This is a genomic window from Sinorhizobium sp. NG07B (genome assembly GCF_002532005.1).
Classification (GTDB): Bacteria; Pseudomonadota; Alphaproteobacteria; order Rhizobiales; family Rhizobiaceae; genus Sinorhizobium; species Sinorhizobium fredii_C.
Genome location: NZ_NWTD01000001.1, coordinates 657,800 through 684,236 on the forward strand (window position 1 = coordinate 657,800; position 26,437 = coordinate 684,236).

A 26,437-nucleotide genomic window follows, 5' to 3' on the forward strand; every position below is an offset into this window, starting at 1 on the left:
CGCTTCGAGGGAGGAGTTCCATGTCCGATGAGACGATGCCGATCGAGGACTATCTCGCCCAAGGCGGCCTGCTCACCTCGCCGGACAACGTGCCGCCGCGCTATCGCGGCGAACTTCTCCGGCTGATGGCGAGCTTCGTCGACAGCGAACTCGCCGGTTCTGCCGGCTTCGCCGATGTCATCAACGATGCTCCGGGGATCAAGGAGCGCATCGCGGCCGCCCGGATCGTGTTGGAAAAGGCGGACCATGCGGGGCGGGTGCTCGAGATCATGGGCGATTTTGGTGCCGATACGGTGCGTTATGCGGTCCATCACCCGTGGTCGGCGCGGCTTCCCCGCAATGCCGATATCGGTGCGGAGCGCCGCGGCGGAGACATGCGGCTTTCGGTCCTACACTACCCGCTCGAAGGCTGGATCGATGCGGTCGTCATGAACGTGCTGATGGGCAAGGCGGTCGTCATTCAGCTCGGCGAACTGGCGCGCGTCTCCTACCAGCCGCTTGCCGAAGTCCTCCGGGCGATTTTGCCGCGCGAAACCCGCCACGCCGAACTCGGCATCGACGGGCTGAAGCGAATTGCCGAGACGGAGGAGGGGCGCCGTGCTGCCCGGGAAGCGGTCGCCTATTGGCGTCCGCGGGTTGCCGCGAGCTTCGGCCTTTCCGGCTCGACCCGCTACGACATGCTCGCCCGACTCGGGTTGCGCCACACGCCCAATGAGGCGCTGCTCGCCGCGTGGCAGAAGGCCACCGACGCCGAGTTGGCCGCGCTGAACCTGAACTGACGGAAGGAATATTCGATGAACATACTGGCAGATCGTGCCCGTCGGCTTGAAAGCTATGTCGGCGGCGCCTGGATGAGGGGTGCCAGCGACGGCGCGGCGCTGCTCGACGCCGCGACCGGCGCGCCGGTGGCGATGATCGATTCCACCGGCATCGACTTTGCCGCCGCACTCGCCTATGGGCGCGAAAAGGCCGGTCCGGCGCTCCGTCGCATGTCGTTCCATGAACGGGCGGCGATGCTGAAGGCGCTCGCTGAGGCGTTGATGGATCGAAAGGAGGAGTTCTACGCGCTCTCGACCGCCACCGGCGCCACCAGGACAGACAGCTGGATCGACATCGAGGGCGGCATCGGCACGCTGTTCTCCTATGCCTCCAAGGGCAAACGGGAATTGCCGAACACCCGGGTGCTGGTCGATGGTGAGGTCGAGACGCTGTCGCGAGACGGCACGTTTTCGGCCCGGCACATCCTGACGCCGCTCGAAGGCGTGGCGATCCACATCAACGCCTTCAACTTTCCCTGTTGGGGGATGCTCGAGAAGCTGGCGCCGACGCTGCTTGCAGGCATGCCTGCGATCGTGAAGCCGGCAAGCCAGACAGCCTATCTCACGGAGCTCGTGGTGCGGCGAATGGTGGAGACCGGATTGCTTCCGGAAGGAGCCGTGCAGCTCGTCTGCGGCTCGGTCGGCGATCTTCTCGATCACCTCGACGGACAGGACGTAGTCACCTTCACGGGCTCGGCCGCGACCGGGCGCAAGCTGAAGACGCATCCCGCGATCATCGAGAATTCCGTGCGCTTCACCATGGAGGCCGATAGTCTCAACGCGGCCGTTCTCGGTCTCGACGCAGGCCCCGGGACGGAGGAATTCGATCTCTTCGTCAAGGAGGTCGCTCGCGAGATGACCGCCAAGGCCGGGCAGAAATGCACCGCCATTCGCCGCGTCATCGCACCGCGTGCCCATTGCGATGCGCTTATCGCGGCACTGGGCGAACGACTTGCCAAGGTTCCGCTCGGCAACCCCGCTGCCGAGAGCGTGCGGATGGGGCCGCTCGCAAGCCTCGGGCAGCGCGAGGAGGTCAGGGCGCGCATCCGCGATCTTGCCGCCGATGCGGAGATCGTCGCCGGCGATCCCACGAACCCCCAGGTGGTTTCCGGCGACGCGGAAGCGGGCGCCTTTCTCAATCCGGTCCTGCTTTATTGCGGCAAGCCCGGCGCCGCGCGGGCCGTGCACGATGTCGAGGCTTTTGGTCCGGTCAGCACCGTCATGCCTTACGATACCGCGGAAGAAGCTGTGGATCTTGTGAAGCGCGGCAAGGGCAGCCTCGTCACCTCCGTCTTCACCAATGATTCTCGTATTGCAGAGGAGCTGGTGCTCGGCATCGCGTCATTCAATGGCCGGGTGATGATCGGCAACCGCTTGAGCGCCAAGACCTCGACCGGGCACGGTTCGCCGCTGCCGGGCCTCGTCCATGGCGGCCCGGGAAGGGCCGGCGGCGGCGAGGAGCTCGGCGGCATCCGGGGCGTCAAGCACTACATGCAGCGCACGGCCGTCCAGGGAGCACCGGGGCTGCTCTCGGCGGTCACCGGCCGATGGATCGAGGGTGCCCCGGTGCGCGCCGACGGCGAACATCCGTTCCGCAAGTCGTTTGCCGAGCTCCGGATCGGCGACCAGCTGGTGACGGCGACCCGCACGGTGACGCTCGAGGACATCGAGCATTTCGCCAATTTCACCGGCGACACCTTCTACGCCCACATGGACGAGGAGGCGGCGCGGGCGAATCCGTTCTTCGACGGACGCGTCGCGCATGGCTACCTGATCGTCTCCTTCGCCGCCGGGCTCTTCGTCGATCCGGCCCCCGGGCCGGTGCTCGCGAATTACGGCGTCGACAATTTGCGCCTCCTGACGCCGGTCTATCCCGGCGACACGCTGCAGGTCGCGCTCACCTGCAAGGAGATCAATCCCCGGATCAATGCCGAGCATGGCGAGGTCCGCTGGGACTGCCGCGTCACCAACCAGACGGGCGCGACCGTGGCGCAGTACGATGTACTGACGATGGTGGCGAAGACGAGAGGATAGCGACGTCGCGCCTACAGCGCCGCGCGTCTTATCAGAGGGGATGCGGTCCACGCACGAGGGCGCGAAAAGTCAGCGCACCGCCTTGACGCCCTCCAGGATCAGGGTCGTGGCGATCTCGGCATATTCGTCCCGGCTGATCGGGCCGTCGGGGCGGAACCACATATAGACCCAGTTCATCATGCCGAACAGCGACATCGTCACCGGCATCAGCAGTGGACGATCATTATTGAGATCCGGATTGATGTCGTTGAGCACGCTCGAGAAGCGCTTGACGATGCGTCGCTCGATGGCGCGAATCTCGGCCATCTGCTCGGGCGAGAGCGCGCTCGTGCCGTTCAGCTGCACCTTGTGCTGGTCGTCGGCGTCGCGATAGTTTTCGAGCACCTGGCGCACGAGCAGCCGCAACCGTTCCCCCGGAGCGAGATCCGGCCGGTCGGCAGCTTCTATGGCCGCGTCGAGCTCGGCAAGGTGCGTGCGAACGATATCGAAGATCAGCGCGTCCTTGCTCGGATAATAGTGATAAAGCAGTGCTTTCGAGACGTTGCTGTGAGCAGCGATCTGCGCCATCGAGGCCTTTTCCATCCCCATTTCGGCGAACACTGCGGCGGCGCTCGTCAGAATGCCGCGCTGCTTCTCCTCGAAATCGACTGCGCGTGTTCGTGCCATGTTGATCCTGCTCTCACTCTCTACCTGCTCAATCCCACGAATAAGGGAGAACCGTAAAGTCCTCCCGTCTCTATGGTCTACGCGTGCCGTCGCTCCTGTCATTCCTTCGGGCGGTTGTCGACGACCCTTTTTGCCTTTCCTTCCGAGCGGGCGACGCCGCCCGGATCATGTACCTCGATCCTGGTGCTGACACCGACGACGCTCTTGATGTGGTGGGCGAGTTCGCGCGCCGATCCGGCTCGCGCGGTTTCGTCCGCCGCCTCGATCGTGCATTCGACGTGGACGGTCATGTTGTCCATCCGGCCCGTGCGCGTCAGCTCGATCTGGAAGTGCGGCGCCAGGCCGCGGCATTTCAGGATCTGCTCCTCGATCTGGGTCGGGAAGACATTGACGCCGCGCAGGATCATCATGTCGTCCGAGCGGCCGGTGATCTTCTCGATGCGGCGCATCGAACGCGCCGTGCCGGGCAGCAGCCGCGTCAGATCGCGGGTGCGGTATCGGATCATCGGCAGGCCTTCCTTGGTCAGCGTCGTGAAGACGAGTTCGCCCATCTCGCCGTCCGGCAGCACCTCGTCGGTCACCGGATCGATGATCTCGGGATAGAAATGGTCTTCCCAGATATGCAGTCCGTCCTTGGTCTCCACGCATTCGTTGGCAACGCCGGGCCCCATGACCTCCGAAAGGCCGTAAATGTCGACGGCATGCATGTCGAAGGCATGCTCGATCTCCTCGCGCATGGCATTCGTCCATGGCTCCGCGCCGAAGATGCCGACGGCGAGCGAACTCTCGCGCGGGTCCCGCCCTTGACGGCGGAACTCGTCGAGGATGGAGAGCATGTAGGAGGGGGTGACCATGATGATGCGCGGCTTAAAGTCCGCCATCAGCGTCACCTGCCGCTCGGTCATGCCGCCGGAGATCGGCACGACGGTGCAACCGAGCCTTTCCGCGCCGTAATGGGCGCCAAGCCCTCCGGTGAAGAGGCCGTAGCCATAGGCGACATGGACGATGTCGCCGGGCCTGCCGCCGGAGGCGCGGATCGAGCGCGCCACGACGTTCGCCCAGCTATCGATGTCCTTCAGCGTATAGCCGACGACAGTCGGCTTGCCGGTCGTTCCCGAAGAAGCGTGGATGCGGCAGAGCTTCTCGCGCGGAACGGCGAACATGCCGAAGGGATAGCTTTCGCGAAGGTCCTGCTTGGTGGTGAAGGGGAATTTTGCGAGATCGGCGAGCGTCTTCAGATCGGACGGATGGACGCCGGCCGCGTCGAAGCGCGCGCGGTAGAAGGGCGAGTTCTCATAGGCATGGGCGAGCGACCATTTCATCCGCTCCAATTGAAGCGCGGCGATCTCGTCGCGCGACGCGGTTTCGATCGGCTCGAGATCGCCGGGGCGGGGTGAAAGGTCTTCCATGAATCTCTCCTCCGGGAATTGTCCTCCCGCATGATACCCGCGTTGCCATTGGCCCGCGGAATCATGCAGCTTTCAAAGTATGGCGGCGCTCACGCCTCCGGTGCGCCGTCTGCTTGCGGCAGGTGCGTGCCCTTGACGGTGCGCGAATGGCCGCGGAACTCGGCGATGTGTTCGCCGCGCTGGTTGGTGATGCGGATGTCGTAGATGCCGCCGCGGCCGCGCCGCGAAATCTCGCTGGCCGCCGCCGTCAGCCGGTCGCCCTCGAAGGCCGGCGCGATATAGGTGACCGAGCAGTGCTGGGCGACGGCGCGCTGGTTGTAGCTGTTGCAGGCAAAGGCAAAGGCGGAATCGGCGAGGGTGAAGATGTAGCCGCCGTGGCAGGTGCCGTGACCGTTGGTCATCTCCGACGTAATCGTCATCGAGATTGTTGCCGTACCCGGCGTAACGCGATCGAGCGCCATGCCGAGCCGCTGCGACGCCTGGTCGTCGTCCCACATGACACGGGCGCAGGCGCTGGCGAGCTCCTCGGCGTTCATTCTTGCCGCGTCCATCATCGCCCCTTGAACTCCGGCTTGCGCTTTTCCAGGAAGGCTGTCACGCCCTCGGCATAGTCGCCGCTGCGGCCCGCTTCGCGCTGCAGGTCGCGTTCGAGCTCGAGCTGCTCGTCGAAGGAATTGACGGCGGCAGCCTGGATCGCCCGCTTAGTCATGCCAAGCCCCTTGGTCGGGCCGGCGGCGAGACGGGCGGCAAGCGCGGAGGCCTCGTCCATCAGCGCTGCGTCGTCGACGGCGCGCCAGATAAGCCCCCAGTTCGCTGCCGTCTCCGCATCGAGCGGCTCTGCCGTCAGCGCCAGCGCCTTGGCGCGGGCCTCGCCGATCAGCCGCGGCAGGCTCCAGGTGCCGCCGGAGTCGGGCACCAGGCCGATCTTCGCAAAGGCCTGGACAAAGCGGGCCGAGCGGGCCGCAAGGGTGATGTCGCAGGCGAAAGCGATGTTGGCGCCGGCGCCGGCGGCGACGCCGTTGACGGCGCAGACGATGGGCTTTTCGAGGCTGCGGATCAGCCTGAGGAGCGGATTGTAGAAGGTTTCGATCGTGTGGCCGAGGTCGGGCGTACCGCCCTTGCGCGGGTCGCGGTCGCCGAGATCCTGGCCGGCGGAGAACCCGCGCCCGGCGCCAGTCAGCAGCACGGCCCGCACCGTGGCATCCGAGTGAGCGCGCTCGAAACCGGCGCGCAGCGCCAGATGCATTTCCTCGTTGAAGGCGTTCAGCTTGTCGGGGCGGTTGAGCGTCAGGCGCAGCACGCCGGCGTCAAGCGCCGACAGAACGGTGTCGGATTCGGCCATGATTCCTCCCTGCCGCCACCTGGATCGGCGGCCTGAAAAAAACACTTGCATAAACCGACCGGTCAGTCAATGATAATCCCAGCAGCAGGGAGGAATGGACATGAGCGAGCAATTCGACCGGCACCGCACGGTGCTCGGCGCGGCCTTGCAGGCGGCGCAGGATCGCGGCTATTGGTCCGCCTTTCCGGAAATACCGAGCGGCAAGATCTATGGAGAGACCGCCAAGGACGATGGCCTCTCCGCCTACCAGGCACGCCTCGGCAAGGCGTTCGACCTGCCCGGGCATCCCGGTGCAAAGAGGGTCGGCAAGGAAGTCTCGCCCTACGGACCGTCGCTTGGCATCACCTATCCGGCGGCCGACGCGGATGCCCTCATGGCCGCCTCCAAAGGCGCGGCAGCCGCATGGGGCAATGCCTCGCCGGAGGCGCGGGTCGGTGTCTGCCTGGAAATTCTGGCGCGCCTCAACCGCATGAGCTTTGAGATGGCCAATGCGGTGATGCACACGACGGGGCAGGCTTTCGCCATGGCCTTCCAGGCGGGCGGCCCGCATGCGCAGGATCGCGGCCTGGAAGCCGTCGCCTATGCCTGGGCGGAGATGACGCGCACGCCTCGGAGTGCGACCTGGGCGAAGCCGCAGGGCAAGGGTGAGCCGATCGTGCTCGAGAAGCACTGGCGCATCGTGCCGCGCGGCGTGTCGCTGGTGGTCGCTTGCCAGACCTTCCCGACCTGGAACAGCTATCCCGGCCTGTTCGCGAGCCTTGCGACCGGCAATACGGTGATCGTCAAGCCGCATCCGGGCGCCATCCTGCCGCTCGCTCTCACGGTCCTGGTGGCCCGCGAGGTCCTTGCCGAAGAAGGCCATTCCGCCGACGTGGTCCTGCTTGCGGCCGACGAGCCCGGCGCGGAAATCACCCGCGATCTTGTCGCGCACCCTGCGGTCGCCATCGTCGACTACACCGGCTCCAGTCTTTTCGGCGACTGGGTGCGCAACAATGCAGCGACGCGGCAGGTCTACTCCGAGGAGACCGGCGTCAACTCCATCGTGATCGGCGCGACCGACGACTTTGCCGACATGTGCGCCAATATCGCCTTCTCGCTGTCGCTCTATAGCGGCCAGATGTGCACCGCGCCGCAGAACATCTACATGCCGCGCGGCGGTATCAAAACCGATGAGGGGCCGAAGAGCTTCGAAGCGGTCGCGGCGGGCATTGCTGCGGCGGTCGACGCGCTCATCGCCGATCCGGCGCGCGCCGCCGGCGTCTGCGGCGCCATCGCCAATCCGGCAACGCTCGGGCGGATCGAGGCGGCGCGCAGTCTCGGCCGCATCGTCCGCGACTCTGCGCCGCTCCCGGGCGCCGAAGGCGCGCGCACTGCGACGCCGCTGATTCTCGCGGTGAACGCCGATCAAACATCCGCCCATGAGGAGGAGCGCTTCGGTCCGATTTCCTTCGTGGTGGCCGTGGAGAACGCCGCGGAGGGCGTCGCGCGCGCAGCAGATCTTGCCCGCAGCAAGGGCGCCATTACCGCAGCGTTCTACGATACCGACGATGCCCGCATTGCCGCGGCGGCCGACGCCTTTGCGGGGGCGGGCGTGAACCTGTCCGTCAATCTAACCGGCGGGATATTCGTGAACCAGAGCGCCGCGTTCAGTGATCTCCACGTCACCGGCGCCAACCCGGCCGGCAATGCCAGCCTGACGGACACGGCCTTCGTCGCCAACCGCTTCCGCGTCGCGATGTGGCGCCGTCCAGTGGCGGCATAGGCGGCGAACTTAAGCAATAGTCTTGACACCTGCACTCTTGGGAGGAGATGCCGACATGAGACTGCACACCACGACTGCGCTAACAACGCTGGCGCTTGGCTTCAACCTCGCGGCTCCGGCGATGGCCGATATCCGCATCGGTGCGACGCTTTCGGAGACCGGCCCCGCCGCCTTCCTCGGCGATCCCGAGGCCAAGACGCTGAAGCTGCTCGTCGACGAGATCAATGCCGCGGGCGGCGTCAACGGCGAGAAGATCGAACTGATCGTCTATGACGATGGCGGCGACCCGAACAAGGCGCGTACCTTCGCCACCCGTCTCGTCGAAGACGATGAAGTCGTTGCCGTGATCGGCGGCACGACGACCGGTACCTCCATGGCTGTCCTGCAGGTCTTCGAGGATGCGGAGATTCCCTTCATTTCGCTTGCCGGCGCCATCGAGATCATCGATCCCGTCCGTCCCTTCACCTTCAAGACGCCCCACACCGATCGCATGGCCTGCGCCAAGATCTTCGAGGACATGAAGGCGCGCGGCCTGACTAAGATCGGCATGATTTCGGGTTCCGACGGTTTCGGCGCGTCGATGCACAAGCAGTGCCTCCAGATCGTCGGCGACTACGGCATCGAGGTCATCGCCGACGAGACCTACGGTCCGAGCGACGCCGACATGACGCCGCAGCTTACCAACATCAAGGGCAAGGAAGGCGTGCAGGCGGTCCTGAACGCCGGTTTCGGACAGGGGCCGGCGATCGTCACGCGCAACTATCAGCAGCTCGCAGTCGGCCTGCCGCTCTACCAGTCGCATGGTGTGGCCTCGGACGGCTTCATCGAGCTTGCCGGCGCGCCCGCCGCCGAGGGCATCCGCCTGCCTGGCACGGCGCTGCTGGTGGCGAAGCTGCTGCCCGAGAACGATCCGCAGCGCCCGGTCGTCACCGCCTACAAGGCGAGCTACGAGGCGGCGACCGGCAAGCCGGTCTCGACCTTTGGCGGCTATGCGCACGACGCGCTGCGCATCCTCGTCGATGCGATCAACCGGGCCGGCAAGGCGGAGCCGCAGGCGATCCGCGACGCGATCGAAGCCACATCCGGTCTCGTCGGCACCACCGGCGTCGTGACCATGTCGGAGGAGGACCATCTCGGCCTCGACCTCAGCGCCTTTCGGATGCTCGAGATCAAGGACGGCGGCTGGAAGCTCGTCGAATAGGTCGGCAATCGTGGGATACCGGACGCGCGGCGCGCGTCCGGTCGACAGATCGTCGCGTGCCGTAGCGGAGGCATCCATGCCCGAACTCATGCAATTCATCCTGTCCGGGGTGACCGTCGGCGCGGTCTATGCGCTGGTCGCCCTGGGCTTCACCATCATCTATAACGCCTCCGACGTCGTGAACTTTGCCCAAGGCGAATTCGTGATGCTCGGCGGCATGTTCACCGTCGTCGCCTTCGAAGCGGGGATCCCGCTGCCGCTCGCGGCGGCGATCGCCATCCTGGCGACGGCGGCGATCGGTGTGGCGCTGAACAAGCTCGCCATCGAGCCTGCGCGGGGCGCGCCGGTCGTCTCGCTGATCATCATCACCATCGGTGCGTCGATTCTCATCCGCGGTCTGACGCAGATCGCCTTCGACAAGCAGCTCCACCGCTTCCCGGCCTTCTCCGGCGACACGCCCATTCAGATCATGGGCGCGACGGTCCTGCCGCAGAGCGTCTGGGTGATCGCGGGGGCGCTGGCGGTCTTTGTCGGCCTGTGGCTGTTCTTCACCCGGACCCTCACCGGCCGGGCGGTTCTCGCCACCGCCAACAATCGCATTGCCGCGCAGCTCGTCGGCATCAACACCAGATACGTGATGACCCTGAGCTTCGCCCTGTCCGCGGCGATCGGCGCGCTTGCCGGCGTGCTCGTCACGCCGATTACGCTCACCGGCTACGACATCGGCATCGCCCTTGCCCTGAAAGGGTTCGCGGCAGCGATGCTGGGCGGGATGGGCAATCCCAAGGGTGCGCTGGTCGGAGGGCTGCTGCTCGGCGTCATCGAGGCGCTGACCGCCGGCTATCTCAGCTCGCAATACAAGGATGCCGCCGCCTTCGTGATCATCCTCGCCGTGCTCTTTGCCATGCCTCAGGGGCTGTTCGGCCGGCAAGCAACGGATCGGGTGTAGCCATGCGGCTCTCGTCGAAGACAAACACTTTGCTCGCGCTCGCCGCACTGATTGCGCTGGCGCCGCTGTTCTTCCCGTCCTCCTACTATTTTCGGGTCGGCTCGCTGATCTTCGTCAACGGGCTGGCGGTGACCGGTCTCGTCGTTCTGATCGGCTATGCCGGCCAGATCAGCCTCGGCCACGCCGGCTTCGTCGGCATCGGCGCCTATGCCTGTGCCTTGGCGCCGGTTCATCTCGGGCTCAATCCGCTCGTTGCTGCCGGCCTCGGCGCCGCGCTGTCGGGCGCGATCGCCTGGCTGGTCGGCCGGCCGATCCTGCGGCTGAAGGGCTATTATCTGGCGGTGGCAAGCCTCGGTTTCGGCGCCCTGGTGTCGATGGTGCTCGCCAACGAGGCGGGGCTCACCGGCGGCCCGGACGGGATGACGGTGCCCGATCCGGGATTGCGGGCCCTGCTCAAGTCGGTCGGCATCGATCTCTCCAACGCCGCCTTCTGGTATGCCTTCTCAGCTGTCGTGCTCGTCATCGGCGCCTGGCTCGCTTTGAACCTCTATCATAGCCCCACCGGACGGGCCTTGCGCGCGCTCCATGGATCGGAGGTCGCGGCCCGGACGGTCGGCGTCGACGTGGCCCGGTCCAAGCTGCAGGCCTTCGTCATCTCGGCCATTTATGCCTCGATCTCCGGCTCGCTGCTAGCGCTGCAGAACAAATTCATCACGCCGGACCTGGCGGGCTACATGCATTCGATCGAACTCGTCACCATGACGGTGCTTGGCGGCGCCGGCTCGGTCATCGGCGCGATCAGCGGTGCGGTGATCCTGACGACGCTGCCACAGGTCCTGACGGTCTTCCAGGAGTACGAGCAGGTGATGCTCGGTCTCGTGATGATGCTGGTGATGATCTTCATGCGTGATGGCCTGCTGCCGAGTCTTTCGCGCAAAATCCGGGGGAGGGGTCAATGAATCTGCTTCAGGTCGAAGGGCTGGGCATCGAATTCGGCGGCTTGCGTGCCGTCCGCGATGTCAGTTTTTCCCTCAATGCAGGCGAGATCGTCTCGGTGATCGGCCCGAACGGCGCCGGCAAGACGACCCTCTTCAACATGGTCTCCGGCATCTACCGGCCCGGCCACGGTCGCGTGAAGCTTGCCGGCGAGGACGTGACCGGCATGGAGCCGCACCTGCTGGCGCGGCGGGGCCTTTCCCGCACCTTCCAGAACCTGCAGATATTCCAGGCGATGACGGTGCTGGAGAATGCAATTGCCGGGCATCATCTGCACGAAAAGGGGTCGGTGCTCGCCGATCTCTTCGGCCTGCCGTCATCCCGCCGCCGTGCCCGCGAGGCCGAGGCGAGCTCACGCAGGCTGCTCGACCGGGTTGGCCTCGGCCGTGCGGAGGCCCAGGAGGCCGGGTCGCTCTCCTATGGGGCGCTGAAGCGGCTCGAGATCGCTCGCGCGCTGGCGCTGAAACCGCGTGTCCTTCTCCTCGATGAGCCGGCCGCGGGCTGCAATGCCGTGGAGACGGAGGAGATCGATCGGCTGATCGCCGAAGTCGCGGCTGAAGGTGTCGCGATCCTGCTGGTGGAGCACGACATGAAGATGGTGATGCGCATCTCGAACCATATCGTCGTCCTGGACCACGGCGAAAAGATTGCCGAAGGTGAACCGGCGAAAGTGTCGCGCGATCCGCGCGTCATCGAAGCCTATCTCGGGCCGCAGGCGAGGGAGGCGGCCGATGCTCACCGTTGAGGGATTGCGCTCGCGCTACGGGCGCATCGAGGTCCTGCACGGCATCGATCTCGAAATCGGCTCGGGCGAGATCGTCGCGGTGGTCGGCGCCAACGGCGCCGGCAAGACGACGCTGCTGCGCTGTCTCTCCGGCATCCAGCCCGTCTCCGGCGGAGCGATCCACTTCCGAGGCGAGGCGTTGATGGCGGTTCCAGCCTATCGCCGCCTCGAGCGCGGTCTGGCACAATCGCCGGAAGGACGGCAGATCTTCACCAATCTGACGGTCGAGGAAAATCTCCGCCTCGGCGCCTACCTGTTCTCCGACGACCGGGTGGCGCGCGACATGGAGGATGCCTTCGCGATGTTCCCGGTCTTGAGAGAAAAGCGCAATCTCGCCGCCGGCGGCCTCTCGGGCGGGCAGCAGCAGATGCTGGCTATCGCGCGGGCGCTGATGGGGCGGCCGTCCTGTCTGCTGCTCGATGAGCCGAGCATGGGTCTCGCGCCAATCCTGGTGCGGCAGATCTTCGACGTCGTCAAAGGCCTGCGCGGGCTCGGCGTCACCGTGCTCCTCGTGGAGCAGAACGCCTTCGGTGCCCTGTCGATCGCCGACCGCGGCTATGTGATGGAGACCGGCCGCATCACCATGACCGGCCCGGCCGCCGAACTCATCGCCGACCAGCGTATCCGTGAAGCCTATCTAGGAATCTAAGCCATGGCCGTTAGCATCGAACACCGTGGCGAGATCGCCGTCGTCATCGTAGACAATCCTCCGGTCAACGCGCTGTCGCAGGTCGTGCGCCAGGCTCTTCTTGAGGCGGCGGAGGCGCTCGATGCCGATCCGTCGGTGAAGGCGGTGGTGCTCACCTGCGCCGGGCGCACCTTCATTGCCGGGGCCGATGTCGGTGAATTCGGCAAGCCGCCGATGCCGCCGCACCTGCCCGATCTCGTGTCGCGGATCGAGCGGGCGGCAAAGCCATGGCTCGCCGCCATCCACGGCAGCGCGCTTGGCGGCGGCTTCGAAGTCGCCCTCGGCTGCCGCTTCCGCGTCGCGGTTCCTTCGGCAAGTGTAGGCTTGCCGGAGGTCCGCCTCGGCATCGTGCCGGGCGCCGGCGGAACGGTGCGTCTGCCGCGGATCGCCGAGGTGGAGACGGCGGTCGACATGGTCACGACGGGGAAGCCGCTCGGGGCGCGCAAGGCCCACGAGGCCGGATTGCTCGACGCGTTGATCGAGGACGATCTCGTCGCCGGTGCCGCGGCCTTCGCCCGCGCTGTTCTCGACAGGCCGCTGCCCCCCGCGCTTTGCGATCGCCCCGTCGCGCCACCGCCTGCGGGTTTCTGGGAGGCAGCGGAAAGGACCGTTTCGGCCCGCGCCAAACGGGAAGATGCGCCTCTCAGAGCGCTGGCCTGTATGCGGCGCGCCGCCGAGACGGACTTCGACACGGCGATCGCCTTCGAGCGCGAAACGTTCCTGGCGCTGCGCGGCTCGGCGCAGGCCGCCGCACTCCGTCACGTCTTCTTCGCCGAGCGGGCAGCGACCCGGCCGCCGGAGCTTGCCGGTGTGGCGCCGCGCATGATCCGTTCGACGGCGGTGATCGGCGGCGGCACCATGGGCGCCGGCATTGCCGCGGCGCTGCGCGATTCCGGCCTGCCGGTCATCCTGATCGAGCGCGATGGTGCGGCAATCGAACGAGGGCTCGCCAGCTTGCGGGCGATCTTCGACGGCGCGGCAAAGCGCGGCCGCATTTCCGCTGACGTGGCAACCGAGCGGATGGCGGGCATCACCGCCACCACGGATTACGCGGCGCTCGCCGATGTCGATCTCGCTATCGAGGCGGTCTTCGAGGACATGGACGTGAAGCGGGACGTCTTTGCGCGTCTTGCCGACAGCTGCGGTGACGATGCCATCCTCGCGACGAACACCTCCTATCTCGATCCCGAGCGGATCGCCGAGGGCGTTCGCCGGCCGGAGCGCTTCCTGGGCCTGCATTTCTTCAGCCCGGCACATGTGATGAAGCTATTGGAAATCGTGCCGACCAAGGCGACGGCGCCGGAGGTGCTGGCGACCGGCTTCGCGCTGGCGCGGATGCTGAACAAGATCCCGGTGCGCGCCGGCATATGCGACGGGTTCATCGGCAACCGTATCCTGAAGGTCACCAGGGCGCAGGCCGAGCGACTGCTGCTCTCCGGCGCCACGCCCGCGGCCGTCGACGCCGCCATGCGTGCCTTCGGACTTCCCATGGGACCCTTCGAGGCGCAGGACCTTGGCGGGCTCGACATCGCGGCATTCCAGCGCAAGGCCGCGCGTGCGCGCGGCGAGACGCCCTTCGCGCCGATCGCCGATCGCCTTTGCGCGATCGAGCGCTTCGGCCAGAAGAGCGGCGGCGGCTGGTATGACTACGAGCCAGGCGACCGCACGCCGCGGCATTCGGATGCGGTCGCGGCGGTCATCGCCGAGGAGGCGAAGGGCCGGCCTCGGCGGGACTGGAACGAGGACGCCATTGCCGACTGCATTCTCTGGCCGATGGTCAACGAGGGAGCACGCATCCTTGCGGACGGCACGGCGCTACGGCCGTCCGATATCGACCTGGTGAAGATCCACGGCTACGGCTTTCCGCGCTGGCGCGGCGGGCCGATGCACTGTGCAGAGGCCCATGGACTCGGTAACGTCGTCGATGCACTGCGCGCGCTTGCCGAAGAGGGGCTGGCCGAGCCGCCTTGCGACCTCTTGCTCGAGGCCGCCCGGCGCGGCGGGTTCCCGACGCCTCTCGTTGAGGCATTGTAGTCCAAAAATGTGCAGGTGGTCTGGGGGGAGCACGACCTCCATAGAACGGCGGGACGAGGAGGGAGTGCGCGGACGCCGGATCGGCATGGAATTTGCGTGATGAGGTCACAACAAACGCGTCGCGACGGAGGGGAGCATGCAGGCGCTTACAGTTCCGGTCTACAGGCCGTTGCCGGTCGAGATCTTGCAAGGCGAGATCCGAAATGTTTGCGGCGCCTTCGATCTGGAGCCGATGCGGGGCACAGGCCTAGTGGCCGGTGATGTCTCGCTGCGGCGCATGGAATACTTCGATGCCGCGGTCGTGGCGCTCGATGCCCGATATGTGCAGCGCGGCGTCCGATCGATCCGCCAGGATCCGGGCGAACATCTCTTTCTGCTGGTCCAGGACGAGGGCCATTGCAGCGTCACGCAGGGAGACCAGTCGCTCGAGCTCGCACCCGGAGACATGTTCCTCGTCGATTCCGTCGAACCCTCGTCCTTCGTTTACGAGGGAAGGCGCTCGAACCAGATCTCGGTGCATATGCCGCGCGACGAGATGCTGCATCGTTTTGGCCAGTCCTGCATGGGCGGCGTTGCGATCGACCGGCACGACCCTCTCTGGGTCGCCATGCGAGCGGTGCTGACGAAAATGCTGACCAGTCCCGATGTTCAGGTGCAGCTCCGGGAAGCCTTCCTGTGCCTGATGGGCGCCTATCTTCAGGCGGGCCGGACCGGCAGCCGCGGGTTCGAGACCCTGTTGTCGCGGGCACTCGCCTTGATCGACCGCCATCGCGAGGATCCCGGCTTCGGCCCGCGCGAGCTCGCCACACGGCTGAACGTCTCGGAGCGCATGCTGCAGCGGCACTTCCAAGCTCTGGGCGAGAGCCCGGGCCACCGGCTGCTCAATCGCCGCCTCGAGCTTGCGCATGCGCGGCTCTCCGGCCGCCTGCCGGAACAGGCGAAGGAAGGGGTCGCGGGCATTGCCTACGATTCCGGCTTCAACGACCTTTCCTATTTCTATCGCGAGTTCCGCAAGCGATACGGCACCACGCCGGGCGCGGTCGCCCGCCACTGACGGATTTGTCCAATCGAAGGGACGTTCCCGTCCAAGCGGGACATGCGTCGCCCTCCTAGTCTTCCATGATGGGCTTGCCGGCATGGCAGGACACAATGGGAGGACGAGGATCATGACGCAGCACTTTGCGACGGTAAACGGAAAGCCCGTCTCCGGAGGGGCGAGCTTTGCCGTCCTCAATCCGGCGACCGGCGGCGAGATCGGTCGCGCGCCGGACATGAATGCGACGGAGCTCAACGCGGCGGTCGCGGCCGCGCAGGCGGCATTTCCGGAATGGTCCGCCCGTAGCGACGAGGCTCTGCAGGCGGCCTGCGCCGCGGTGACCGCCAGGATCGAGGCGCAGGCCGACGAACTCGCGCGGATGGTCACGCTGGAGCAGGGCAAGCCGCTCAACGGCCTCGGGTCGCGCTGGGAAATCGGCGGGGCAATCGCCTGGGCCGGCTATACGACCGGTTTGTCGCTGCCGGTCAAAGTGCTGCAGGACAATGAACGGGGCCGCGTCGAACTGCACCGCAAGCCGCTCGGCGTCGTCGGTTCTATCACGCCCTGGAACTTCCCGGTGATGATCGCCATCTGGCACATCATGCCGGCACTGCGGACCGGCAACACGGTGGTTATCAAGCCGTCGCCGTATACGCCGCTTTCCACTCTGCGGCTCGTCGAGATCATCAACGAGGTGCTGCCGCCCGGTGTCGTCAATGTCGTCACCGGCGACGACAAGGCCTTCAACATCGGCGCGGCGATGTCGGCACATCGGGATATCCGCAAGATCGTCTTCACCGGCTCCTGCGCGACCGGGCAAAAGATCATGGCGTCGGCGGCGCCGACGATGAAGCGGCTGACGCTGGAGATGGGCGGCAACGATGCCGGCATCGTCCTTCCCGATGCCGATCCCGAAGAGATCGCCGAGGGCCTGTTCTGGGGCGCCTTCATCAACAATGGCCAGACCTGTGCGGCGATGAAGCGCCTTTATGTCCATGAATCGGTCCACGACGCCGTCTGCGATGCGCTCGTCGCCTTCGCCCGCAATATCGCCGTCGGGGACGGCATGGATGAGACCAGCATTCTTGGCCCGATCCAGAATCGCATGCAGTTCGACAAGGTGGCGGCGCTCGTCGCCGACGCGAAGACCCGTGGCAGGGTTCTGCTCGGCGGCGAGCGGGGCGCTGGGCTGTTCTTCCCGCCGACGATCATTGCCGGACTGAAGAACGGTGATCCGCTCGTCGACGAGGAGCAATTCGGTCCGGCTTTGCCCGTTGTTTCCTACAGCGACGTCGAGGATGCGATCGCCATGGCAAATGACAGTTCGAACGGGCTCGGAGGATCTGTCTGGTCGTCGGACATCGATGCCGCTCGCAACGTTGCCGGCCGAATGCAGTGCGGCTCGGTCTGGATCAACAAGCATGGGGCGATTCAGCCGAACGCTCCGTTCGGCGGCATCAAGGCATCCGGGCTCGGCGTGGAATTCGCAGAGGAGGGCCTGCAGGAATACACTGACATTCAGGTCGTTTTTGCCTGATCGCGAAGAAAAAACGAAAGACGAAGGGAACAAAGAGATGAAACATTTCAGAGGAGCAACGCTCATCGCTCTGATCTCCTGCGCGGCAACGCCGGCGGCGATCGCCCATCCGCTCGATGGGCTGACGGCGGAGGAATACCAGAACATCAACCGGATCCTGCGGAACGAGAAGATCGTCGACGCCGAAACGCTTTTCCCGCTGATCGAGCTCAAGGAGCCCGCCAAGGCCGATGTGCTCTCCTGGAAGGAGGGCGACGCGCTCGACCGCAAGGCCATGGTGCAGTTCACCAGCCCGGATGGGTTCAAGGAGGCGGTCGTCAACATCACTCAGGGCAAGGTCGAGAGCACCGCGGCCATCAAGGGCCAGCCGATGGTCCTCTTCGCCGAGTTCATGAATGCGCTCGAAGGCGCGCTCGGCCATCCCGAGATGATTGCCGGTCTCGCCAAACGCGGGCTGAAACCGGAAGAGGCCTTCTGTTTGCCGTTGACGGCCGGCAACTTTTTCACCCAGGACTACGAGAACAGCCGGCTGATGAAGGTGCCCTGCTATCGGGTTCCGGAGGGGTCGAACTTCTATGCGAAGCCGATCGAGGGCCTTTTCGCCGTCTACGACATCGGCAAGAAGAGCGTGATCAAGGTCATCGATAGCGGAGCGGTCGATCTACCGAAGGACAATTGGGGCTATACCGAGGATGAGGTCGCCGCCCGCACGCCGCTGAGGCCGAAGACGAACAAGGTCGCGCTCACCCAGGAGGGCGGCCCCAACTACAAAATCAACGGCAGCCATCTGGAATGGGATATCTGGCGGCTCAATCTGAGAGTGGACAAGCGTCCGGGCCTCGTCGTTTCAAACCTAGACGTGAACGACGGCGACACCTGGCGGTCGGTGATCTATCAGGCGCACCTCTCGGAGGTATTCGTGCCCTATATGGACCCAACCGAAGGCTGGTACTGGCGCACCTACATGGACAGCGGGGAGTATGGTTTCGGCCTCTTCCTGAGCCCGTTGACCGCAGGGATCGACTGCCCGGACAATGCGACGTTTCTGCCTGCCACGATCGCCGATGACAAGGGCAATCCGCTCGTCATCCCGAACGCGATCTGCATCTTCGAACGCAGCATCGGCGATCCGGCCTGGCGGCACTTCGAGGTCTTCGCCCAGACGCCGGAAAAGCCGGTTCCGGCGGAAGGCCGGCCGGCGACGGAGCTCGTGGTCCGCACCGCATCGGAAGTCGGCAATTACGACTACCTCATCGACTACCGTTTGCAGCAGAATGGCCAGATCAACATCTACATCGGCGCGAGCGGCCTGGACGCGGTGAAGGGTGTCGCATCGACCTCGATGAAGGATCCGACGGCCAAGGCCGACACCGCCTATGGCACGCTGATCGCGCCCAATCTCGTCGCCGCCAACCACGACCACTATTTCAACTTCCGCATCGATTTCGACGTCGACCAGCCCGCCAATCACTTCTCGACCATGGACATCGTGCCGGCGGACGTCGAGCCGAACAGCCCGCGCAAGTCGATGTGGACGGTCAAGCACTCGATGCCGCATTCGGAAATGGAGGCGCGCTATAAGCTTTCGGCGGCCGAGCCGCGCTACTTCCATGTCTCGAACCCGAACCGCGAAGGCTATCTCGGCCACGAGCCGGGCTGGATGATTCACCACGGCAACGTTGCCTACGGCCCGTTCGATTATGCCAACGATCCGCCGATGAAGCGCAATGCCTATATCGAGTACTCGGTCTGGAACACCGTCTACGATCAGGACCAGCGTTATGCCGGCGGCAAGTACGCGATGCAGAGCGACGGCAGCGATACGCTGGCGGAGTGGGTGAAGGCCGATCGTCCGCTGATGGGCAAGGACATCGTCACCTGGTTCTCGGCAGGCTTCCACCACATTCCGCGCATGGAAGACTGGCCGGTCATGTCGACCGAATGGAAGACCGTGCACATCATGCCGCACAACTTCTTCGCCCATAATCCGGCGCTCTCCATCCGGAAATGACCGCCTGTCGTCAAAGGCGCCTTGGGGGGCGCCTTTGATACTCTCGACCTCCAAGGTCGGCTGCCGACAAGCGCGACAGGAGTCCTATCTTCCGATGGAACGCTCCTGCATCTCTTCGCCTATAAAGCAATTGTAGGACTGTGCATATTCGGCAGGCTCCGGACGGGGCTGCCTGGCGCCGCTGACTTTCAGTCCCGAAATCTCGGCCGTGAGCTTGGCCAGAATAGCGGCTGAGAATTGGCTGGCCTCCGACACTTTCATGACGAACGCCCCTTCTCCGCCGACGACGCACTGCCTGTAATAGGCATCGAGATCCGGGATCGAGGCCGAATCCGGCGTGTCTCTCAACATGATCGCCAGCCCGTCGATGACGATCCCTTGGGTAACGGTGCTGTTGCGGGCAACCGGCGCCGGTACCCCGGCATTGTTGGGTCCATCGCCCGATATGTCGATGACGCGCCGGCTTCCCCGATAGGGGCTCAAGTGAACAAGCCTGCGCGCGAAGGCAAGCACATTGGAGATGGAGGTGAACGAGATCCGTCGGATCGGCTGGCGGCGCAAGGCCTCGGCAAACTGTGCCGCACTCTGCCGGTCCTCGATCAGCGTCCAGGGCAGCACCTGGACGGCCTTGCCGCCCCACTCAACATAGGTCACGGCAATCCTGCCGAGCCGCCCCGTCCCTATCGCCCTCATTATCTCTGGCCTGCGAAACGCCTCCACATAGCCCGTCCGTTGAAGCTGCAGTTCGTCCAATCCAATCGAATAGGATACGTCGACGGCGAGGACCAGTTGGAGGTCCCGGCAACAGGATCCTGTGTCGCGGCGGTGCTGGCGCCGAGAAGAAAAGCCGCAGCCAAATGCGTCCAACGTGGTCCCATGGAGCCGATCGCCATCTGGAGACGGGGACCCGCGCGAGGTGCCTCTGCAGCGCCGCGCGTCCTATCAGATGCCACAGTACGCGACAGTAGCGCAAATTGGACCTTGTTGGATGCTTCTCGTCCTCGTCCCTGTGCTTGTCACAGCGATGAAGCAGCGCCGCGTCTGCGGCACGAAGGCTCTTTTCAGCCTTCGTGCTGATCGGCGCTGAAACCCGGTAGACGCGGCTCGGCCAAACCGCGGGGAACAGCACAGTAAAAAAGCGAGCCTCCGGCTGGAGAGGCTCGCTTGTTCGCTATTAGGCCCTTCGGAAACGCTAGCTGCGCGGCTTGAGGTTTTCCGGGTCGTAGAGCGGCTTGTAGCCGACACCTGCGACCTCGACCGGATAGGTCTCGGCGAAATATTCGACGTTCAGCTTGCGACCTTCCTGGCAATAGGCCCAGGGCAGATAGGCGAGCGCGATGTTCTTGCCGATCGTCGGGCCGTAGGCGATGGAGGTGGTGTAGGAGCGGCGGCCGAGTTCGTCGATCAGCACCTCACCGGTTTCCGGGTCCATGACCGGCAGGTTGCCGACCGGGTAGCGCTTAATGCCGTTCCTGTCGGTGTTCTCGGTCATGACGAGCGTGCAGAGCATGGCGGGCTGATGCTCGCGCGCCTTGTACTCCAGATGCTTCGCCTTGCCGCGGAAGTCCGCTTCCTTGACCTTCGGACGGGCAAGGTCGGCCTCGATGAGATTGTACTGGGTGAGAAGATCCGCGTTCTGCAGGCGCAGGCTCTTTTCCATGCGCCGCGAGTTCGCATAGGTCTCGACGCCGAAGGCCATGACGCCGGTGGTGCGCAGCGCATCCCAGACCGCCAGGCCGTCCTCATACTTCATGTGCAATTCCCAGCCTTGCTCGCCGACATAGGAGATGCGGAAGGCCGAAACCGGCTTGCCGGCGATCTCGATCGGCTTGATCGCGGCGAAGGGGAAGTTCTCAGGATCGAGGCCGGCCGGATCGGCAACCACCTTCTTCAGCGTCTGGCGGGCATTGGGGCCCCAGATGCCGATGGTGACGAACTTCTCCGAAACGTCGGTAATGGTGACGTCGAGGCCCCGGTCTTCCGCGACACGGCGCATGTAGTGGAAGTCGCGCGGGCCGGCATCGGCGCCGTTCACGAGACGGCAGCGGTCGGCCATGCGGAAGACCGTGAAGTCGGCCCTGACCATCCCCTCGTCATCGAGGAAGTGGGTGTAGATGCCCTTGCCGATATTGCCGTCTCCGCCGATCTTGGCGGCGCAAAGCCACTCGAGAAGCTCCACATGGTCCGGACCTTCGATGTCGACCATGTGGAAGTGCGAGAGGTTGACGATGCCGCAATCCTCGCTCATCGCCAGATGCTCGGCATTGGAGACGCGCCAGAAATGGCGGTTGTCCCACTCGTTCTCGCGCACTGGAACCCGGTTGCCGTATCTTTCCAGGAGGTGCTCGTTGGCGGCATAGCCGTGGGCGCGCTCCCAGCCGCCGAGCTCCATGAAGTAACCGCCGAGCTCCTTCTCGCGCTCGTAGAAGGGCGAGCGCTTGACGTTGCGGCCGCTCGCATAGGGCTCGCGCGTATGCACGGCCGGGAAATAGATCTTCTGTGCCGCCTCGAAGCAGCGGCCCTCGATGAATTTCTCCTCGAGCTGGTGCGGGTAGAAGCGTGCATAGTCGATCGAGGCATGGTCGATCTCGGTGCGCCCGTCCGTCATCCAGTCGGCGATCAGCTTGCCGTAGCCCGGTCCGTCCTTCACCCAGATGGCGACGCAATACCAGAGGCCGCGCACCTTCTGGCTCTCGCCGCAGGAGGGGCCGCCGGCGGCCGATACCTGCAGCAGGCCGTTGAAGGAGTGGCCCTCGTTATAGCCAAGCTCGCCGAGGATCGGCGTCAGTTCCATGGCGCGCTCGAGCGGTTCGATGATCTGCTCCATCTCGAGATCGCGCTGCGAGGGCGACAGGCGTGCCTCGTGCTTCTCGAGAATGTCGCGCGGATGGCAGAGGCGCGGATTGGTGGCCTCGTAGTAGCCCCACTCGATCTGGCCGCCTTCGGTGGTCTTCGGGTCGCCGGTGTCGCGCATATAGGCGGAGTTGCCCTGGTCGCGCAGCAGCGGGAAGCCGATTTCCTTGCCGGTGCCTTCGAATTCGTTATAGGGGCCGAAGAAGGTCAGCGGATGGTCGACCGGCATGACCGGCAGGTCTTCGCCGACCATTTCGGCGATCAGGCGACCCCAGATGCCGGCGCAGACGATGACATGGTCGGCCATGATCGTGCCGCGATGCGTGACCACGCCCTTGATGCGGCCGTTCTCGACGAGGAGCGACGTTGCCGGCGTATTGCCGAAGACCTGCAGCTTGCCGGACTTTTCCGCCGCATCGACCAGCTTGCCGGCAACCGTCTGCGAGCGCGGGACGACGAGGCCGGCATCCGGATCGAACATGCCGCCCATGACCTGATCTTCCTCGATCAACGGGAACATTTTCTTGATTTCGGCCGGCGAGACATAGTGCGCGCGAGTGCCGAAGGCCTTGGCAGAGGAAAGCTTGCGCTTGATCTCCTCCATCCAGATGTCGTCGCCGGTGCGTGCGACTTCCAGGCCGCCGATGCGGGCGTAGTGGCCCATCTTCTCGAAGAAGTCGATCGAATACTGCGTCGTCCAAACCGAGAGAAAGTCGTGGCTCGTCGTGTAGCAGAAGTCGGAGGCATGCGCCGTCGAGCCGATGTCGGTCGGGATGCCCGACTTGTCGATGCCGACGATATCGTCCCAGCCACGCTCGATCAGGTGATGGGCGATCGACGCGCCAACGATGCCACCCAGACCGATGATTACGACCTTCGCCCTTTGCGGAAACTCTGCCATTGCTTGCGACCCTAGTTGGTATGGAAGCCGGATATTAGATTTTGCAGCGACGCGAGTTGCGCCTGTCTACGACATAATCATCGTGCTGCACGACCAGAGCCATGCCGTAGCGAATGGCAACGCTGGTGGCTAGGGGGGATGCAGCCGCTCAGCTTGGTGCTCAAGTGGGCGGTTTGCGCCACAAGGCTGCCGTTCGTCTTCTGGAGTTGCAGCAATCCATTCGCGTCTTGCGTCCGGGAGTAACGATAATCTCCACCGGCGAGGGACTTTTTGGAACAAGTTTCCTTAGTAAATTTATAGACTATCTTATCATTCTCCCGAACTGCATTGTTCCTCAGCGACCAGACAGAGGTGGAAAATGATCACTCGCAGGCAGACCCTCGCGCTCATCGGCGCAACCGCCGCGGCCTTGAGCGCGCCGAACATCCGGCAGGCAAGGGCGGCAAAGGAGTTTCGTATCGGCTGGCAGAAAAACGGCGTGCTCGCCTTGGCGAAGCGTACCGGCGCGCTGGAGAAGCGGCTTGCTGAACGCGGCCTGACGGTGAGCTGGGCCGAGTTCACTTCGGGCCCGCCGCTCCTCGAGGCACTCGGCGCCGGCTCGCTCGACTTCGGTCCGACCGGCGACGTTCCGCCGCTTTTCGCCCAGGCTGCCGGGGCCAATCTTCTTTACGTCGGGAGCTACAAGGGCACGCCATCGGGCTCCGCCATCCTCGTGCCGAAGGATTCGCCGATCACTGCGCTCGAGGAGCTGAAGGGGAAGAAGATCGCTTTCAAGCGCGGTTCCAGCGCCCATAATTTCACAGTCAAGGCGCTGCGCAAAGTCGGCCTGACGACCGACGACATCGAAGCGGCCGATCTCGCCCCGCCAGACGCGGCGGCCGCCTTCAAGACCGGAGGTATCGACGCCTGGGCGATATGGGACCCCTATTTTGCCGTTGCCGAGGCGGATCCGCGGACACGGGTCCTGACCACGGCGGAAGGCATCGTCGACAACTGGAGCTTCTTCTTCGGCAATGGCGATTTCACCGCCTCCGAGCCGGAGGTCATCGCCGAGGTGATTGATGAACTGGCCAAGGTCGGAGCCTGGGCGCAGGCCAATCTCGATGAGACCGTTCCGGCGCTCGCGGAGATCACCGGCATTCCAACCGAGGTGACCCGAACGATCCTGACGCGAAAGGGGGCCGACCTCAGCAAGGTGGCGCCCCTGTCGGATGACGCGCTGACCTACCAGCAGGCGCTCGCGGACGAATTCCATGGCCTCGGCATCCTGCCGAAGACCCTGACGATCGCCGACGTCGCCTGGCGACCGAAGGCAAGCTGAAACGCCGCACGCTGAAAGGATCAGGCCATGACAAAGACAGACAAACCACTCGATTTCCTCTGGTTCATCCCGACCTCCGGCGATGGCGCCTATCTCGGCTCCGATGATCTGAGCCGCCCTGCGGACATCGGCTATTTTCGCGAGATCGCCACGGCGGCGGACCGGCTGGGTTACTCCGGCGTGCTCATTCCGACCGGGGTCGCCTGCGAGGAATCCTTCATCCTTGCAGCACACCTCGCGGCCTCCACGGAGAACCTGAAGTTTCTCGTGGCCATACGACCCGGCATCGCTTCGCCCGCCTACTACGCGCGGCTCGCCGCGACGCTCGACCGCGTCTCGAGGGGGCGGCTGCTCCTCAATATCGTCGCGGGCGGAAGTGCCAAGGAGCTTGCCGGCGACGGCGTCTTCCTGCCGCATGACGAACGCTATGCGCATGCCGAGGAGTTCTTCCAGGTCTTCAACCAGCTCCTCGAGACAGGCAAGGCGCATCTCGACGGCAAATACATAAAGGCGCACGAAGCACAGCTTGGCTTCCCGTCGGTACAGCAGCCGCGCCCGCCGCTCTATTTCGGCGGATCGTCGGATGCCGCGATCGAATTTTCGACGGGCGTGGTCGACAAATACCTGACCTGGGGCGAGACGCCGGCCCAGGTCGCGGAAAAGATTGCCACGGTCCGCAAGGCCGCGTTCGACAAGGGGCGGGAGGTGACCTTCGGCATTCGCCTGCACTTCATCGTCCGCGAGACCGACGAGGAGGCCTGGGCTGCCGCCGACCGGCTGATCTCCAAGCTCTCGGACGAGACGATTGCCGCTGCCCAGGAAGGATTTGCCCGGAACTCCGATTCCGTCGGCCAGGCTCGCATGCGGGCGCTGCACGGCGGCCGTCGAGACAGGCTCGAAGTGTCGCCCAACCTTTGGGCCGGCATCGGCCTCGTCCGCTCGGGCGCCGGGACCGCGCTTGTCGGCTCGCCAAAGACGGTGGCCGCCCGCCTCCGGGAATACCAGGAAATCGGCATCGATACGGTGATCGCCTCCGGTTATCCCCATCTCGAGGAGGTCTATCGGGTTTCCGAACTGCTCTTTCCGGAAATCGGCCTTGCTGGTCCGCGCAACCAGGTCCGCTCGTCCTTCGGAGAACAGCCGCTTTTCGCTGGCGGTGGCCATGGAGGCAATCTGCGAGTCGTCGCCGGCTCCTGATCCCGAACGGGAATCCGTGCGGGCCGCGCTCGCCAATCGAGAAGGAGAAGAATATGACCGCATACGACGTTGCAAGCGATCGCCCGCGGCAAAGACGGAGCTGGGTCTTGCCGGCCCCACCGGCGCGGCGGATCCGTCTGGAGGGGCTCTTGCCCTATGCCGTGCCGATCGTCCTGGTTCTGGTGTGGCAGTTATTTTCGTCGCTCGGCTGGATTTCGACGCGGATCATGCCGGCGCCGACGGATGTGGCAGCCGCCTTCGTCGAGCAATTGCTCTCCGGCGCGCTGCTTCATAACGTGGCAGTTTCGGGCGCGCGCGCCCTGGCCGGACTTATCGTCGGCGGAACGATCGGTCTGCTGCTTGGCATTGCGAACGGCGTCTCCAAGCTTTCCGAGCAATTGACGGACACCTCGCTGCAGATGCTCAGGACCATTCCGCATCTGGCCATGATCCCGCTGGTAATCCTCTGGTTCGGGATCGGCGAGGAATCGAAGCTGTTCCTCACGTCTTTGGGCGTGCTTTTTCCAATCTATCTCAACACCTTTCACGGCGTCAGGAACGTCGACCGCGAGCTGATCGAGATGGGCCGGATCTACGGAATGAGCGGCTGGACACTGTTCAGGAAGGTCATCCTGCCCGGCGCCCTGCCTTCGATATTCGTCGGACTGCGTTATGCGCTCGGCATCATGTGGCTGACGCTCATCGTCTCGGAGTCGATCGCCGCATCATCCGGGATCGGCCATATGGCGAATCAGGCGCGAGAATTCATGATGACGGACGTGGTGGTTCTGTCACTGCTCATCTACGCGGCGCTTGGCAAGCTCGCCGACGTGATTGCGAGGGCCCTGGAGCGTAATGCCCTGTCCTGGAACCCGGTCTATCAGAAATAGGAGGCCAG

21 protein-coding genes are annotated in these 26,437 nt (G+C 64.8%); 15 read left to right on the plus strand and 6 right to left on the minus strand.

Annotated features, from left to right (window positions below; translation table 11 throughout):
- The first annotated feature begins 20 nt into the window (after positions 1 to 20).
- Together CO664_RS03185 and paaZ are read left to right on the plus strand one after the other, a co-directional pair.
- Positions 21 to 779, plus strand: coding sequence for a Phenylacetic acid catabolic protein (locus tag CO664_RS03185; RefSeq protein ID WP_037414442.1), 759 nt, complete (start codon positions 21 to 23; stop codon positions 777 to 779).
- A 15-nt stretch (positions 780 to 794) separates the two neighbouring features.
- On the plus strand, positions 795 to 2,852 hold the full coding sequence (paaZ, locus tag CO664_RS03190; RefSeq protein ID WP_097537913.1) for a phenylacetic acid degradation bifunctional protein PaaZ: 2,058 nt from the start codon (positions 795 to 797) through the stop codon (positions 2,850 to 2,852).
- 69 nt (positions 2,853 to 2,921) lie between these two features.
- Here the strand turns inward: paaZ and CO664_RS03195 are convergent, their stop codons facing one another.
- From CO664_RS03195 to paaG, 4 genes are all read right to left on the minus strand, one after another.
- Positions 2,922 to 3,518, minus strand: coding sequence for a TetR/AcrR family transcriptional regulator (locus CO664_RS03195; RefSeq protein WP_037414445.1), 597 nt, complete (start codon positions 3,516 to 3,518; stop codon positions 2,922 to 2,924).
- Positions 3,519 to 3,616: 98 nt separating this feature from the next.
- Positions 3,617 to 4,927: a phenylacetate--CoA ligase PaaK gene (gene paaK / locus CO664_RS03200; RefSeq protein ID WP_037414447.1), complete on the minus strand. Its 1,311-nt coding sequence runs from the start codon at positions 4,925 to 4,927 to the stop codon at positions 3,617 to 3,619.
- An 89-nt stretch (positions 4,928 to 5,016) separates the two neighbouring features.
- Positions 5,017 to 5,481, minus strand: a complete 465-nt coding sequence (paaI, locus tag CO664_RS03205; RefSeq protein WP_172900178.1) for a hydroxyphenylacetyl-CoA thioesterase PaaI — start codon at positions 5,479 to 5,481, stop codon at positions 5,017 to 5,019.
- Positions 5,478 to 6,269, minus strand: a complete 792-nt coding sequence (paaG, locus tag CO664_RS03210; protein ID WP_097537914.1) for a 2-(1,2-epoxy-1,2-dihydrophenyl)acetyl-CoA isomerase PaaG — start codon at positions 6,267 to 6,269, stop codon at positions 5,478 to 5,480. The genes paaI and paaG overlap by 4 nt, the downstream gene beginning before the upstream one ends.
- A 100-nt stretch (positions 6,270 to 6,369) precedes the next feature.
- Between paaG and paaN the strand changes: the two genes are divergently transcribed.
- The 10 genes from paaN to CO664_RS03260 all read left to right on the plus strand — a co-directional run bounded on the left by paaN (position 6,370) and on the right by CO664_RS03260 (position 19,267).
- On the plus strand, positions 6,370 to 8,031 hold the full coding sequence (gene paaN / locus CO664_RS03215; RefSeq protein WP_097538572.1) for a phenylacetic acid degradation protein PaaN: 1,662 nt from the start codon (positions 6,370 to 6,372) through the stop codon (positions 8,029 to 8,031).
- 55 nt (positions 8,032 to 8,086) lie between these two features.
- Positions 8,087 to 9,232 (plus strand): ABC transporter substrate-binding protein, encoded by a 1,146-nt coding sequence (locus tag CO664_RS03220; protein WP_097525097.1) that lies wholly within the window; start codon positions 8,087 to 8,089, stop codon positions 9,230 to 9,232.
- 76 nt (positions 9,233 to 9,308) lie between these two features.
- Positions 9,309 to 10,181, plus strand: a complete 873-nt coding sequence (locus CO664_RS03225; protein ID WP_097537915.1) for a branched-chain amino acid ABC transporter permease — start codon at positions 9,309 to 9,311, stop codon at positions 10,179 to 10,181.
- 2 nt (positions 10,182 to 10,183) lie between these two features.
- Entirely contained in the window at positions 10,184 to 11,140 is a 957-nt protein-coding gene (locus CO664_RS03230) for a branched-chain amino acid ABC transporter permease (protein WP_097537916.1), read from the plus strand.
- Complete coding sequence (locus CO664_RS03235) at positions 11,137 to 11,922, plus strand: ABC transporter ATP-binding protein (RefSeq protein WP_097537917.1); 786 nt, start codon at positions 11,137 to 11,139, stop codon at positions 11,920 to 11,922. The genes CO664_RS03230 and CO664_RS03235 overlap by 4 nt, the downstream gene beginning before the upstream one ends.
- Positions 11,909 to 12,610 carry an ABC transporter ATP-binding protein gene (locus CO664_RS03240; RefSeq protein ID WP_097525101.1) on the plus strand — a complete coding sequence of 234 codons (702 nt, stop codon included), beginning with the start codon at positions 11,909 to 11,911 and terminating at the stop codon, positions 12,608 to 12,610. The genes CO664_RS03235 and CO664_RS03240 overlap by 14 nt, the downstream gene beginning before the upstream one ends.
- 3 nt (positions 12,611 to 12,613) lie before the next feature.
- On the plus strand, positions 12,614 to 14,683 hold the full coding sequence (locus tag CO664_RS03245; protein WP_097537918.1) for a 3-hydroxyacyl-CoA dehydrogenase NAD-binding domain-containing protein: 2,070 nt from the start codon (positions 12,614 to 12,616) through the stop codon (positions 14,681 to 14,683).
- 136 nt (positions 14,684 to 14,819) lie between these two features.
- Positions 14,820 to 15,737: a helix-turn-helix domain-containing protein gene (locus CO664_RS03250; RefSeq protein ID WP_097537919.1), complete on the plus strand. Its 918-nt coding sequence runs from the start codon at positions 14,820 to 14,822 to the stop codon at positions 15,735 to 15,737.
- A 112-nt stretch (positions 15,738 to 15,849) separates the two neighbouring features.
- The gene (locus tag CO664_RS03255; protein ID WP_037414467.1) at positions 15,850 to 17,256 is read left to right on the plus strand and encodes an aldehyde dehydrogenase family protein; all 1,407 of its coding nucleotides are present in this window, start codon (positions 15,850 to 15,852) and stop codon (positions 17,254 to 17,256) included.
- 37 nt (positions 17,257 to 17,293) lie between these two features.
- On the plus strand, positions 17,294 to 19,267 hold the full coding sequence (locus CO664_RS03260; protein WP_097538573.1) for a tyramine oxidase: 1,974 nt from the start codon (positions 17,294 to 17,296) through the stop codon (positions 19,265 to 19,267).
- Positions 19,268 to 19,351: 84 nt separating this feature from the next.
- Here CO664_RS03260 and CO664_RS03265 read toward each other — a convergent pair whose 3' ends face one another.
- Together CO664_RS03265 and CO664_RS03270 are read right to left on the minus strand one after the other, a co-directional pair.
- A complete protein-coding gene (locus CO664_RS03265) occupies positions 19,352 to 20,134 on the minus strand; it encodes a DUF1194 domain-containing protein (RefSeq protein ID WP_337441817.1) in 783 nt (260 codons plus the stop codon).
- 325 nt (positions 20,135 to 20,459) lie between these two features.
- Complete coding sequence (locus tag CO664_RS03270) at positions 20,460 to 23,021, minus strand: FAD-dependent oxidoreductase (RefSeq protein WP_097537920.1); 2,562 nt, start codon at positions 23,019 to 23,021, stop codon at positions 20,460 to 20,462.
- Between the two features lie 358 nt (positions 23,022 to 23,379).
- Between CO664_RS03270 and CO664_RS03275 the strand changes: the two genes are divergently transcribed.
- From CO664_RS03275 to CO664_RS03285, 3 genes are read left to right on the plus strand one after another with little or no spacing between them, the layout of a single operon-like run.
- Positions 23,380 to 24,342, plus strand: coding sequence for an aliphatic sulfonate ABC transporter substrate-binding protein (locus tag CO664_RS03275; RefSeq protein ID WP_097525105.1), 963 nt, complete (start codon positions 23,380 to 23,382; stop codon positions 24,340 to 24,342).
- A gap of 27 nt (positions 24,343 to 24,369) precedes the next feature.
- Entirely contained in the window at positions 24,370 to 25,539 is a 1,170-nt protein-coding gene (gene ssuD, locus CO664_RS03280; protein ID WP_037414474.1) for an FMNH2-dependent alkanesulfonate monooxygenase, read from the plus strand.
- A gap of 53 nt (positions 25,540 to 25,592) precedes the next feature.
- Positions 25,593 to 26,429, plus strand: a complete 837-nt coding sequence (locus CO664_RS03285) for an ABC transporter permease subunit (RefSeq protein WP_037414476.1) — start codon at positions 25,593 to 25,595, stop codon at positions 26,427 to 26,429.
- Positions 26,430 to 26,437: the final 8 nt, after the last annotated feature.

Bases quoted from the DNA above. Each gene is read 5' to 3' on its own strand.
- CO664_RS03270 (WP_097537920.1), bottom strand. From the start codon at position 23,021: ATGGCAGAGTTTCCGCAAAGGGCGAAGGTCGTAATCATCGGTCTGGGT.
- CO664_RS03195 (WP_037414445.1), bottom strand. From the start codon at position 3,518: ATGGCACGAACACGCGCAGTCGATTTCGAGGAGAAGCAGCGCGGCATT.
- CO664_RS03220 (WP_097525097.1), top strand. From the start codon at position 8,087: ATGAGACTGCACACCACGACTGCGCTAACAACGCTGGCGCTTGGCTTC.
- CO664_RS03275 (WP_097525105.1), top strand. From the start codon at position 23,380: ATGATCACTCGCAGGCAGACCCTCGCGCTCATCGGCGCAACCGCCGCG.
- CO664_RS03250 (WP_097537919.1), top strand. From the start codon at position 14,820: ATGCAGGCGCTTACAGTTCCGGTCTACAGGCCGTTGCCGGTCGAGATC.
- paaN (WP_097538572.1), top strand. From the start codon at position 6,370: ATGAGCGAGCAATTCGACCGGCACCGCACGGTGCTCGGCGCGGCCTTG.
- CO664_RS03285 (WP_037414476.1), top strand. From the start codon at position 25,593: ATGACCGCATACGACGTTGCAAGCGATCGCCCGCGGCAAAGACGGAGC.
- CO664_RS03260 (WP_097538573.1), top strand. From the start codon at position 17,294: ATGAAACATTTCAGAGGAGCAACGCTCATCGCTCTGATCTCCTGCGCG.
- ssuD (WP_037414474.1), top strand. From the start codon at position 24,370: ATGACAAAGACAGACAAACCACTCGATTTCCTCTGGTTCATCCCGACC.
- CO664_RS03245 (WP_097537918.1), top strand. From the start codon at position 12,614: ATGGCCGTTAGCATCGAACACCGTGGCGAGATCGCCGTCGTCATCGTA.
- CO664_RS03240 (WP_097525101.1), top strand. From the start codon at position 11,909: ATGCTCACCGTTGAGGGATTGCGCTCGCGCTACGGGCGCATCGAGGTC.
- paaI (WP_172900178.1), bottom strand. From the start codon at position 5,481: ATGATGGACGCGGCAAGAATGAACGCCGAGGAGCTCGCCAGCGCCTGC.
- paaZ (WP_097537913.1), top strand. From the start codon at position 795: ATGAACATACTGGCAGATCGTGCCCGTCGGCTTGAAAGCTATGTCGGC.
- paaK (WP_037414447.1), bottom strand. From the start codon at position 4,927: ATGGAAGACCTTTCACCCCGCCCCGGCGATCTCGAGCCGATCGAAACC.
- CO664_RS03230 (WP_097537916.1), top strand. From the start codon at position 10,184: ATGCGGCTCTCGTCGAAGACAAACACTTTGCTCGCGCTCGCCGCACTG.
- CO664_RS03225 (WP_097537915.1), top strand. From the start codon at position 9,309: ATGCCCGAACTCATGCAATTCATCCTGTCCGGGGTGACCGTCGGCGCG.
- CO664_RS03185 (WP_037414442.1), top strand. From the start codon at position 21: ATGTCCGATGAGACGATGCCGATCGAGGACTATCTCGCCCAAGGCGGC.
- CO664_RS03235 (WP_097537917.1), top strand. From the start codon at position 11,137: ATGAATCTGCTTCAGGTCGAAGGGCTGGGCATCGAATTCGGCGGCTTG.
- CO664_RS03255 (WP_037414467.1), top strand. From the start codon at position 15,850: ATGACGCAGCACTTTGCGACGGTAAACGGAAAGCCCGTCTCCGGAGGG.
- paaG (WP_097537914.1), bottom strand. From the start codon at position 6,269: ATGGCCGAATCCGACACCGTTCTGTCGGCGCTTGACGCCGGCGTGCTG.